This window comes from Streptomyces sp. NPDC054849 (assembly GCF_053610945.1).
This window is the reverse complement of the sequence record NZ_JBSGZI010000063.1, coordinates 35,474-45,653: the sequence shown is the minus strand read 5'-3', so window position 1 is coordinate 45,653 and position 10,180 is coordinate 35,474. Positions and strand designations below refer to the sequence as shown.

Annotated in this window: 8 protein-coding genes and 1 riboswitch; of the genes, 7 read left to right on the top strand and 1 reads right to left on the bottom strand. The window is 71.8% G+C overall.

Features of this window, described 5'->3' with window-relative positions:
* Positions 1-136: 136 nt before the first annotated feature.
* Genes shc through ACWGIF_RS24615 form a run of 4 tightly spaced genes read left to right on the top strand, consistent with a single transcriptional unit; the run spans position 137 to position 5,242 of the window.
* Positions 137-2,053, top strand: coding sequence for a squalene--hopene cyclase (gene shc / locus ACWGIF_RS24630; RefSeq protein ID WP_453500662.1), 1,917 nt, complete (start codon positions 137-139; stop codon positions 2,051-2,053).
* The gene (locus ACWGIF_RS24625) at positions 2,053-2,769 is read left to right on the top strand and encodes a phosphorylase family protein (RefSeq protein ID WP_453500659.1); all 717 of its coding nucleotides are present in this window, start codon (positions 2,053-2,055) and stop codon (positions 2,767-2,769) included. The genes shc and ACWGIF_RS24625 overlap by 1 nt, the downstream gene beginning before the upstream one ends.
* A 5-nt stretch (positions 2,770-2,774) precedes the next feature.
* Positions 2,775-3,806, top strand: a complete 1,032-nt coding sequence (gene hpnH, locus ACWGIF_RS24620; protein ID WP_453500658.1) for an adenosyl-hopene transferase HpnH — start codon at positions 2,775-2,777, stop codon at positions 3,804-3,806.
* Positions 3,803-5,242 carry an aspartate aminotransferase family protein gene (locus ACWGIF_RS24615; protein WP_453500657.1) on the top strand — a complete coding sequence of 480 codons (1,440 nt, stop codon included), beginning with the start codon at positions 3,803-3,805 and terminating at the stop codon, positions 5,240-5,242. The genes hpnH and ACWGIF_RS24615 overlap by 4 nt, the downstream gene beginning before the upstream one ends.
* Positions 5,243-5,260: 18 nt before the next feature.
* On the opposite strand, the gene ACWGIF_RS24610 is transcribed toward ACWGIF_RS24615, so the two are convergent.
* Positions 5,261-6,052, bottom strand: a complete 792-nt coding sequence (locus ACWGIF_RS24610; protein WP_453500656.1) for a tyrosine-protein phosphatase — start codon at positions 6,050-6,052, stop codon at positions 5,261-5,263.
* A gap of 315 nt (positions 6,053-6,367) precedes the next feature.
* A riboswitch (cyclic di-AMP (ydaO/yuaA leader) is annotated at positions 6,368-6,543 on the top strand.
* Positions 6,544-6,545: 2 nt separating this feature from the next.
* Here ACWGIF_RS24610 and ACWGIF_RS24605 point away from each other — a divergent pair.
* From ACWGIF_RS24605 to ACWGIF_RS24595, 3 genes are all read left to right on the top strand, one after another.
* Positions 6,546-7,520, top strand: a complete 975-nt coding sequence (locus ACWGIF_RS24605; protein WP_453500655.1) for a LysM peptidoglycan-binding domain-containing M23 family metallopeptidase — start codon at positions 6,546-6,548, stop codon at positions 7,518-7,520.
* A gap of 162 nt (positions 7,521-7,682) precedes the next feature.
* On the top strand, positions 7,683-8,468 hold the full coding sequence (locus tag ACWGIF_RS24600; protein ID WP_453500654.1) for an SGNH/GDSL hydrolase family protein: 786 nt from the start codon (positions 7,683-7,685) through the stop codon (positions 8,466-8,468).
* Between the two features lie 287 nt (positions 8,469-8,755).
* On the top strand, positions 8,756-9,955 hold the full coding sequence (locus tag ACWGIF_RS24595) for an MBL fold metallo-hydrolase (RefSeq protein ID WP_453500653.1): 1,200 nt from the start codon (positions 8,756-8,758) through the stop codon (positions 9,953-9,955).
* Positions 9,956-10,180 lie beyond the last annotated feature (225 nt).

The window sequence follows — 10,180 nt, the reverse complement described above, 5'->3', positions numbered from 1 at the left end:
GCCCCGGCCGGGTACGGGCGCACCGGCGGCGGTCACGGCCCGGATCGCCGCGCCGCCCGCCCCCGGCCGGGAGGCCCGCCCGCGGATCGAGTACCGGCCACCCGGCCGTCCGGGAGCGGGACGGGCCGCAGCGGAGCTGCCGGGGCCGCCGGACGGCAGCCCGCCGGAGGTGTACGAGGCCGCCGCGCGCGCGACCCGGCACCTGCTGGAGCGTCAGGACCCTGCGGGCTGGTGGAAGGGCGACCTGGAGACCAACGTCACCATGGACGCGGAGGACCTGCTGCTGCGGCAGTTCCTCGGCATCCGGGACGAGGCCACCACCCATGCCGCCGCCCTCTTCATCCGCGGCGAGCAGCGGGAGGACGGCACCTGGGCCACCTTCCACGGAGGGCCGCCCGAACTGTCCGCCACCATCGAGGCCTACGTCGCCCTGCGCCTCGCAGGGGACGCGCCGGACGCCCCGCACATGTCCCGTGCCTCGGCCTGGATCAGGGCCCACGGAGGGATCGCCGCCGCCCGCGTCTTCACCCGGATCTGGCTGGCGCTCTTCGGCTGGTGGAACTGGGACCACCTGCCCGAACTCCCACCCGAGCTGGTGTTCCTGCCGCCCTGGGTGCCCCTGAACATCTACGACTTCGGCTGCTGGGCCCGCCAGACCATCGTCCCGCTGACCGTGGTCTCGGCGCTGCGCCCCGTCCGCCCGGCCCCCTTCACCCTGGACGAGCTGCACGCCGACGCGCGGGTGCCGAACCCGGCCCGCCGCCTCGCACCGCTGACCAGCTGGGACGGCGCCTTCCAGCGGATGGACAAGGCGCTGCACGTCTACCGGCGGTTCGCCCCGCGCCGGCTGCGCAAGGCGGCGATGGCCACGGCAGGCCGCTGGATCGTCGAACGCCAGGAGAACGACGGCTGCTGGGGCGGGATCCAGCCGCCCGCCGTGTACTCCGTCATCGCCCTGCATCTGCTCGGCTACGACCTCGGGCACCCGGTGATGCGCGCCGGACTGGAGTCCCTGAACCGGTTCGCGGTCTGGCGCGAGGACGGCGCCCGGATGATCGAGGCCTGTCAGTCCCCGGTGTGGGACACCTGCCTGGCCGCGATCGCCCTCGCCGACGCGGGCGTGCGCCCCGACCACCCGGCGCTGGTCAAGGCCGCCGACTGGATGCTCGACGAGGAGATCGTCCGCAGCGGGGACTGGGCGGTGCGCCGGCCCGGGCTCGCCCCGGGCGGCTGGGCCTTCGAGTTCCACAACGACACCTACCCCGACATCGACGACACCGCCGAGGTGGTCCTCGCACTGCGGAGGATCAAGCATCCCGATCCGGCCCGGGTCGAGGCGGCCATCGCCCGCGGGGTGTCCTGGAACCTCGGCATGCAGTCCAAGAACGGGGCGTGGGGCGCCTTCGACGCCGACAACACCAGCCCGTTCCCGAACCGACTGCCCTTCTGCGACTTCGGCGAGGTCATCGACCCGCCCTCGGCCGACGTGACCGCCCACGTGGTGGAGATGCTCGCCTTCGAGGGCAGGGCGGGCGACGCCCGGACCCGGCGCGGCGTCGCCTGGCTGCTCGCCGAACAGGAACCGAGCGGCGGCTGGTTCGGGCGCTGGGGCACCAACTACGTCTACGGGACCGGGTCGGTGATTCCGGCCCTCACGGCCGCTGGCATCGCCCCGGGGCATCCCGCGATCCGGCGGGCCGTGCGCTGGCTGGAATCCGTACAGAACGAGGACGGCGGATGGGGTGAGGACCAGCGCTCCTACAAGGACCCGTCCTGGGCCGGGAAGGGCGCCTCCACCGCCTCGCAGACCGCGTGGGCGCTGATGGCGCTGCTGTCGGCCGGTGAGCGGGACGGCAAGGCCGTCGAACGGGGCGTGGCCTACCTGGTGCGAACCCAGAAGGAGGACGGCTCCTGGGACGAGCCGTACTTCACCGGCACCGGCTTCCCCTGGGACTTCTCGATCAACTACCACCTGTACCGGCAGGTGTTCCCGCTCACCGCGCTCGGCCGCTATCTGTACGGGGAGCCGTCCGCCCGGTCCGGTGAAGCCTGATGTCCGCCGCCGGCGCGGAACGGGCGGCCGGGAACCCCGACCCGCTGTTGGTCGCCTGCGCACTGCGCATCGAGCAGGCGGCGCTGCGCAGCGCGGGCCGCGGCGGGACCGCCGGCTCGGCTCGCGCTTCGGGTCGAGGTTCAGCCAGTGGTTCGGCCTGCGGTCCGACCGGGGGGTACACCCTGCTGCGCACCGGGATGGGTCCGCGCGCGGCCGAGCGGGCCCTCACCCGGGCGCTGGACCGGCCCGGAATGGACCGGGCCGCCGTCCTCGCGACGGGATTCTGCGCCGGGCTGGTCCCCGGCATGCACCCCGGCGACCTGGTCGTCGCGGAGGAGACCCGGGACCTGCGGGGGGCCGTCGCCTGTACCGGTACCACCCTGCTCGCCGAGGCGCTCGCCCGGGCCGCCCCGGGCCGGACCGTGCACACCGGCGCACTGACCGGATCCGACCACGTCGTCCGCGGCCAGGAGCGCGCGCAGCTGCGTGCCACCGGCGCGATCGCGGTCGACATGGAGTCCGCGGCCACCCTGTGGACCGCCACCCGCAGCGCCGGCCGTCCCGTTGCGGCCGTCCGGGTGATCGTGGACGCTCCGGAGCATGAGCTCGTCCGTATCGGCACGGTTCGCGGGGGAATATCGGCCTTCCGTGTTCTGCGTGCCGTACTGCCCGCGTTTTACGAATGGCACCGTTCTTTGCTGCTCCCCAGGAGGTGAGCCAGATGGCCATGCCGCTGCGCCAGTCCATCAGGGTCGGGACCTATCTTCTCGAACAGAAGCTCCGCAAGCGTGAGAAGTTCCCGCTGATCGTCGAGCTGGAACCGCTCTACGCCTGCAACCTCGCCTGTGAGGGGTGCGGAAAGATCCAGCACCCGGCCGGGGTGCTCAAGCAGCGCATGCCGGTCGCCCAGGCGGTCGGTGCCGTGCTGGAGTCCGGCGCCCCGATGGTGTCCATCGCGGGCGGCGAGCCCTTGATGCACCCGCAGATCGACGAGATCGTCCGGCAGCTGGTGGCGAGGCGGAAGTACGTATTCCTCTGCACCAACGCGATGCTGCTGCGCAAGAAGATCGAGAAGTTCACACCCTCCCCGTATTTCGCCTTCGCCGTGCACATCGACGGCCTGCGCGAGCGCCACGACGAGTCCGTGGCGAAGGAAGGCGTCTTCGACGAGGCGGTCGCGGCCATCAAGGAGGCGAAGAGGCGCGGATTCCGGGTGACCACCAACTCCACCTTCTTCAACACCGACACCCCGCAGACGATCATCGAGGTGCTCAACTACCTCAATGACGACCTCCAGGTGGACGAGATGATGATCTCTCCCGCCTACGCCTACGAAAAGGCTCCGGACCAGGAGCACTTCCTGGGCGTCGATCAGACGCGGGAACTCTTCAGGAAGGCCTTCGCGGGCGGCAACCGGCGGCGCTGGCGGCTCAATCACTCTCCTCTCTTCCTGGACTTCCTGGAAGGAAAGGCCGATTTCCCCTGCACGGCCTGGGCCATTCCGAATTACTCCCTCTTCGGCTGGCAGCGCCCCTGCTACCTGATGAGCGACGGGTACGTGCCGACGTACAGGGAGCTCATCAACGACACCGACTGGAGCAAGTACGGCCGCGGGAAGGACCCGCGCTGCGCGAACTGCATGGCGCACTGCGGCTACGAGCCCACCGCCGTCCTCGCCACCATGGGCTCCCTCAAGGAGTCCCTGCGGGCGGCCCGGGAGACGATCGGCGGCAACCGGGACAAGTCGGCATGACCCAGGCGGAGCAGGGCTCGGTGGAACGGGGTCCGGCAGAACAGCGGGAGCGCCCAGGGAATTTCGACCTCGGCGCCCTGCTGGCCGCGCGCGGGGCGGAGCGCTACGAGCTGCACGCGCGGCACCTCAACCACCAACTGCCGCGCATGCTGCACACCATCGGCTTCGACAAGGTCTACGAGCGGGCCGAGGGCGCCCACTTCTGGGACGCCGAGGGCAACGACTACCTCGACATGCTCGCCGGGTTCGGGGTCATGGGCCTGGGCCGGCACCACCCGGTCGTCCGCCGGGCCCTGCACGACGTCCTGGACGCCCAGCTCGCCGACCTGACCCGCTTCGACTGCCAGCCGCTGCCCGGGCTGCTGGCCGAGAAGCTGCTCTCCTACAGCCCGCACCTGGACCGGGTCTTCTTCGGCAACAGCGGCACCGAGGCGGTCGAGACGGCCCTGAAGTTCGCCCGGTACGCCACCGGGCGGCCCAGGGTCCTCTACTGCGACCACGCCTTCCACGGGCTCACCGCCGGCTCGCTCTCGGTGAACGGGGAGGGAGGCTTCCGCGAAGGCTTCGCGCCGCTGCTCCCCGACACGCGGATCTCCCTGGGCGACCTGGCCGCCCTGGAACGGGAACTGAAGCGCGGGGACGTGGCGGCCCTGGTCGTCGAACCGATCCAGGGCAAGGGGGTGCTCGCCGCCCCGCCCGGATTCCTGCTCGCCGCGCAGGAGGCGCTGCACCGGCACAAGGCGCTGCTGATCGTGGACGAGGTGCAGACCGGCCTCGGACGGACCGGTGACTTCTACGCGTACCAGCACGAGCCGGGTGTGGAGCCGGACCTGGTGTGCGTGGCCAAGGCGCTGTCGGGGGGCTACGTGCCGGTCGGGGCGACCCTGGGCAAGGACTGGATCTTCAAGAAGGTCTACTCGTCGATGGACCGCGTGCTCGTGCACTCCGCGAGCTTCGGATCCAACGCGCAGGCGATGGCGGCCGGGCTGGCGGTGCTGTCGGTCATGGACGACGAGGGGCTCGTGGCCCGGGCCCGCGCGATGGGCGACCTGCTGCGCGGGCGCCTCGCGGCCCTGGTGGACGAGTACGAGCTGCTGCACGAGGTGCGTGGACGCGGCCTGATGATCGGCATCGAATTCGGCCGGCCCTCCTCGCTGGGGCTGCGCAGCCGGTGGACCGTGCTGCAGGCGGCCCGCAAGGGACTCTTCGCGCAGATGGTCGTGGTGCCGCTGCTCCAGAAGCACCGGATCCTCACCCAGGTCTCCGGGGACCACCTGGAAGTGATCAAGCTGATTCCGCCGCTGGTCGTGGACGAGACGGACGTGGACCGGTTCGTCGGCGCCTTCCGCGAGGTCATGGACGAGGCGCACGGCGGGTCCGGGCTCATGTGGGACTTCGGCAGGACGCTGGTGAAGCAGGCCGTCGCCCAGCGCTGACGGCCCGCTCCGGGCGGACTACGCGAGGAGCCGGTCCCGCAGCCGGTCGAGGGTCTCGGGCTTCAGCCCGAGGCCCTCCGCCAGGTAGCGGTCCACGCCGCCCCAGAAGCCGTCGATGGTGTCGAAGGCGGCGAGCAGGTACTCGGCGCGGGCGTCGAAGAGCGGCGCGAGCAGCTCCATCACCTCGGGGGAGCGGGCCTCGGCCGACTCGCCGCTGCGGCGGACGCGGTAGCGGCGGTGCGGGGCGTTCGACTCCAGGTAGTCCGCCACGATCGCCTCGCGCTCGACGCCCAGCGCGAGCAGGGTGACGGCGATCGACAGGCCGGCCCGGTCCTTGCCGGCCGCGCAGTGCATGAGGGCGGGGACGCTGTCCTGCGCCAGGGCGTGCACGACCCGGCTGTGCTCGGCGGTGCGGTGTTCGATGATCCCGCGGTAGGAGTTCGCCATCCGGGCCGCGGCCTTGCCGTCGCCGAGGATCGAGCGGAGCCGGCCGAGGTCGCCGTCGCGGACGAGTCTCCAGAACTCGCGGCCGTCGGCCGGGTCCGAGAGCGGGATGTTGACGTTCCGGACGCCCGGCAGCTCGACGTCCGGCCCCTCCAGCGCGTGGTCGGCGCCGTTGCGGAAGTCGAAGATCGTGTGGAGGCCGAGCGAACCGAGGAACTCTGCATCGGTTTCGGTGGCATGTGCGAGATGTCCGCTTCGGAAGAGTCGTCCCGTCATGACCCTTCGTCCATCAGAAGTCGGCAATCCGCCGACATCGCGGAAATTGCGCACTCCGGTCAGCTCCGGCTCCTGTATCTGCTGGGTCACGGGAACTCCTCCGCTTCGTGATGAGACTTCTGTCCGAATTGAGCTACTTGACGCCAACTTGCCATATCCGGAGGCGAGATCGGGCACGTCCCCGTGAGCCAGATCATACGGTGACCGTGAGTGCCTGATCGCGAAAGCCGAAAGGCCCGGCCGGCGGGGCCGTTGACGGTGGGGAATGGACGCAGGGTGACGGGAATTCCGTCGATCCCTCATCCCTGTTATCGCGTCAGGGAATTCATGGCTTGTTACCCGTGGTCTCCAGGGATTACCTTCGCGATCGATCCGGGTGGATCGCCGAATCCTGCCGCCGCCCGGAAACCGCACTCGACTATTTCGCGCGGCAGGAGCGGGGGAACCAGGTAAGCCGCTGTCCCGGAGATCTTTTCGACGGGATCGCTCGGGGTGAAGTCGTACATGTCTCGTACATGTGCGGCCGGACATCTCCAGTCCGAACCCGACAGCTCACCTCGCAGGCGCCGGAGAGGAATTCGCCATGCCTGCAAAGGGTAAGCACCGCCGTCCCAAGTCCCTTTCCCTTTCTCGCGGTATCGCCTTCGCCGGCACCGGTGGCGCGGCCCTCGCACTGCCGCTGATGGGCGCTGCCGGTGCCCAGGCGGCCGGCGCCCCGACCACCGCGACCGCGGTGGCCCCCGCGGTGGCCCCCCAGGTTCCGGCCGCGCTGAAGGCGGCGCCCGTCGCCGCCGTCCAGGCCGCGCCGACCGTCTACACGGTCGTTCCGGGCGACTGCCTCTCCAAGATCGCCGAGGAGCGCAACCTGTCCGGTGGCTGGGAGGACCTGTACGCCGACAACCGCGAGGCGGTCGGCACCGACCCGTCGCTGATCCACCCGGGTCTGAAGCTCACCCTCGGCGGCCGTGGCGAGGCGGCTCCGACCGATGCCGTCCGCGAGGCCGCCCCGAAGCGGGCCCCGAAGGCCGCGGTGGAGCAGGCGCCGGAGCAGGCCCCGGAGCAGGCGCCGGAGACCGCCCCGGAGGCCGCCCCGGAGGCCGCCCCGGCGCAGCAGGAGTCCGCCCCCGAGGCGCCTGCCGAGCAGCAGTCGGCCTCCGGCTTCGTGGCCCCCCTCGGCGGCGGCATCTCCACGAACTACAAGGTCGCGGGCAGCATGTGGTCCTCCGGCTACCACACCGGCGTCGACTTCATCGCGAGCTCCGGCACCACCGTCAAGGCCGTCGGTGCGGGCACCGTCGTCTCCGCCGGATGGGCCGGCTCGTACGGCAACGAGGTCGTCATCCGGCACGAGGACGGCAAGTACTCCCAGTACGCCCACCTGTCCTCGCTGTCGGTCTCGTCCGGTCAGAGCGTCACCGCCGGCCAGAGCATCGGCCTCTCCGGCTCCACCGGCAACTCGACCGGCCCGCACCTCCACTTCGAGATCCGCACGGGCCAGTCGTACGGCTCGGACATCGACCCGCTGAGCTACCTCCGCTCGAAGGGCGTGACCATCTGACGGCACCCGCCGGCGGAGCACGAACACGCGTGAGGCCGGGGCCCGAGGGGGGTCCCGGCCTCACGTGTACATATTCCTTATCCCCCGGGTGGTATAGATCACGGCCCGTCAACCCCTCATTACGTTGGCGTAGGTTGGTTACGGGAGTGAAGGATGTCTCCCGTGGCAGCGACGACGACGAAACTCAAGACCATCGGCTCGTACGCGGCGATCGGGGACAGCTTCACCGAGGGCGTGGGGGACCCGGGACCCGGGGATTCATTTCTCGGCTGGGCGGACCGGCTCGCCGTACTCCTGGCCGACCAGCGCGAAGAGCACGACTTCCGGTATGCGAATCTCGCGGTACGCGGGAAGCTCCTCGACCAGATCGTGGCCGACCAGCTCCCGAGGGCGAAGGCGCTCTCGCCGGACCTGGTCACCTTCTGCGCGGGCGGCAACGACATCATCCGGCCCGGCAGCGACCCGGACGACGTGGCGGAACGGTTCGAGGCGGCCGTGGCCGACCTCGCCGGAGCCGTCGGCCAGGTGATGATCACCACCGGCTTCGACACCCGCGGGGTGCCGGTGCTCAAGCACCTCCGGGGCAAGGTGGCGACGTACAGCGCGCACGTCCGCGCCATCGCCGACCGCTACGACTGCCCGGTGCTCGACCTCTGGTCGCTGAAGTCCGTACAGGACCGGCGGGCCTGGGACACCGACCGGCTGCACCTCTCACCCGAGGGGCACACACGGGTCGCGCTGCGCGCCGGGCAGGTGCTCGGCCTGGACGTGCCGACCGACCCCGACCAGCCGTGGCCGCCGCAGCGGCCGCGCGGCTCGGTGGACGTGACCCGGGACAACATCCAGTGGGCGCGCGACCACCTCGTGCCGTGGATCGGCCGACGGCTGCGCGGGGAGTCCTCCGGGGACCACGTCGAGGCGAAGCGGCCGGACCTGCTGCCGCTGTAGCCGTCGGCGACGGGCGCCACGAGGCCGGTCTCCGGGGCGGTCGAGGGCCGGTCGGGGGCCGGTCGCCGGGGCAGACGGGGGCCGGTCGGGGGGCCGGTGGCCGGGGCGGTCACAGGGCCGGTGGCGGGGCGCGGAGTGGTCACGCGGGCCGGTGCCGGGAGGCCGCGGGCGGGGTGCCGGGGACGCCGGAGCGGACGGGGGCCGCAACCGGAATCCTTCGGGGCCGGTGTGCGTTGGGATGGTCGTAGAGAGACGACCATCCTGACCCGATCCTCCCTGGAGGCGCTTTGACCGGCTCCCGTCCCCTGCGTCCCCGGCTGCGCGCCCTGCGGCCCGAAGCCTTCGGCGCGGACCCGTCCGGCGCCCGGCTCGAGCGGATCCGCCGCTCGCCGAACTTCGCCGACGGCGTCTTCCAGAATCCGGTGGGGGCCCGGAACAGGCCCTCGGGGTCGATGACGGAGTTCGCCAAGATCTACTTCCACAGAGAACAGCGGGCGCGGCGCGGTCCCGCGGCGCCGATCCCCGTGTACCCGACCACTCTCGCGGAGCTGTCGAAGCCGCCCGTGAGCGGGTTGCGGCTGACCTGGATGGGCCACTCCAGCGTGCTCGCGGAGATCGACGGGCGCCGGGTGCTGTTCGACCCGGTGTGGGGCGAGCGGTGCTCGCCCTTCCCTTTCGCCGGCCCCAAGCGGCTGCACCCCGTACCGGTCCCGCTGGCCTCCCTGGGCACGGTCGACGTCGTGGTCATCTCGCACGACCACTACGACCACCTCGACCTGCCCACGATCAAGGCCCTGGCCGGCACGGACACGGTCTTCGCCGTCCCGCTGGGCGTCGGCGCGCACCTGGAGCGCTGGGGCGTGTCGGCCGACCGGCTGCGCGAGCTGGACTGGAACGAGAGCACCAAGATCGCCGGGCTCTCCCTCACGGCGACCCCCGCCCGGCACTTCTGCGGACGCGGCCTGCGCAACCAGCAGCACACCCTGTGGGCCTCCTGGGTCGTGGCGGGCGACGAGCACCGGATCTACCACAGCGGGGACACCGGCTACTTCCCGGGCTTCGAGGAGATCGGCGCCGAACACGGGCCCTTCGACGCCACGATGATCCAGATCGGGGCCTACTCGGAGTACTGGCCCGACATCCACATGACCCCCGAGGAGGGCATGCGCGCCCACCTCGACCTGCAGGGCGGCATCCCGCACGGCACGATGCTGCCGATCCACTGGGGCACCTTCAACCTGGCCCTGCACCCGTGGGACGAACCGGGCGAGGGCACCCTGACGGCGGCCCAGGGAGCCGGGGCCGCCGTCGCGCTGCCGATCCCGGGTCAGCCGTTCGAGCCCGGCGCCGCCGACGCCCCGCGCGCGCCGTGGTGGCGCCCGTTCGTAGTGGGGGGCACGCCCGCGGCCCCCGTGGAATCCAGGGCCGCGCTTCCCGGCCGGGCACCGGTGGTCATCCGTGAGGAGCCCGAGGCCGTCGGTTCGTAGCGGCCGGCCGCCGGACGGGCCCGCCGCGGGGGCGCGGCGGGTCCGTGCCCGCAGCGCCCCAGGCGGCCCGACCGGCGCATTCGGGCGGCTGTACGAGCGCTCCACCGGGAGCGGGAAGCACCCCCGCAAAGTTCGCCAACTGGCAGTCCGTGGCGGGACGGTGGGGTCTAGCGTGGGTATTCGGTGATCAACACCGGGCCCCGGGAACGCTGGGGGCCGGGCCCC

Excerpts from the sequence above, each read along its gene's own strand:
- ACWGIF_RS24625 (WP_453500659.1), top strand. The coding sequence starts at position 2,053 with ATGTCCGCCGCCGGCGCGGAACGGGCGGCCGGGAACCCCGACCCGCTG.
- ACWGIF_RS24615 (WP_453500657.1), top strand. The coding sequence starts at position 3,803 with ATGACCCAGGCGGAGCAGGGCTCGGTGGAACGGGGTCCGGCAGAACAG.
- ACWGIF_RS24605 (WP_453500655.1), top strand. The coding sequence starts at position 6,546 with ATGCCTGCAAAGGGTAAGCACCGCCGTCCCAAGTCCCTTTCCCTTTCT.
- hpnH (WP_453500658.1), top strand. The coding sequence starts at position 2,775 with ATGGCCATGCCGCTGCGCCAGTCCATCAGGGTCGGGACCTATCTTCTC.